General features: G+C 44.9%; 2 protein-coding genes. One reads left to right on the plus strand and one right to left on the minus strand.

Features of this window, described 5'->3' with window-relative positions; genetic code table 11:
• On the plus strand, positions 1 to 227 hold a 227-nt coding region (locus WC5_RS20865), incomplete at its 5' end, for a hypothetical protein (protein ID WP_016231359.1).
• 17 nt (positions 228 to 244) lie between these two features.
• Here WC5_RS20865 and dqlB read toward each other — a convergent pair.
• Entirely contained in the window at positions 245 to 340 is a 96-nt protein-coding gene (gene dqlB, locus WC5_RS25770) for a DinQ-like type I toxin DqlB (RefSeq protein ID WP_024192165.1), read from the minus strand.
• Positions 341 to 873: the final 533 nt, after the last annotated feature.

The following is an 873-nucleotide window of genomic DNA, read 5'->3' on the forward strand; positions in this document are numbered from 1 at the left end:
GTGCAGCCATGGATAATATGATTAGCGACATGGACAACGCTGCCAGTGAGTTTGTGACAACATTTCTGGAAAAAAGAAATTCTGGCAACGGAACACTGCCTGATATCGAGACACGAATTCAGAAAGCAGCCAACGAATACGAACGTGCTGTGCAAAAATCGCTACAAATTTTTAACATGAGATCTCTTTTTGTTAAAGGGCAGGAAGCGGTAACACCCTGCCCTTAGTTACGTTTCCGGGCTTATCAGTCGACAAGTTCCCGGATCAGTTCCAGAACAGCAATCTGCGCGTTTGCAACGGCAACTACTGCCCTGAGAACGATGATTAACAGATTAATCATCCGCTTCTCCATCACTGGAGGAAATCACCGTTGCTTACTCTTACATTGCCTGTCACAACGGCACTTTCAGTGTTAGTTGAAAAGAGACTTCCTCCTGCCAGAGCACTGAACACAGCACCACCTGTTTGTTCAGCCAGGACTTAAAATCTTGCATCCATAGTCCCGATGGATATCACGGCAGAAGTGTCACCAGACAGAGCTAACCTGCGGATTATAAGGGTGGTTGCTATCAAATGAACAGCTCGCTATTATAAGAATGTTAGTTGAAAAGAGATTTCCTCCGGTCAGGGCCACCAACTCTGTAACGGAACAGTAAAAAAACCGACCTCACCAGTCGGTTTTTTTACATCTGTTGTTTCTCAAAATCCGCCCGACATGCCCGTCACACCGGGGAAACTCATGCTCTGAATCAAAACCAACCATCTCAACTTTGCCGTATCCTGAAAAAACTGGCACATTCAGTTCGATAACTACCCATAAATACAGAGAGAAAATCCGATGTCAGAAAAGTGGAGTAAAGAATTCGACTCTTG

Origin of the sequence: Escherichia sp. KTE114 (assembly GCF_000407765.1) — a bacterium.
GTDB lineage: Bacteria > Pseudomonadota > Gammaproteobacteria > Enterobacterales > Enterobacteriaceae > Escherichia > Escherichia ruysiae.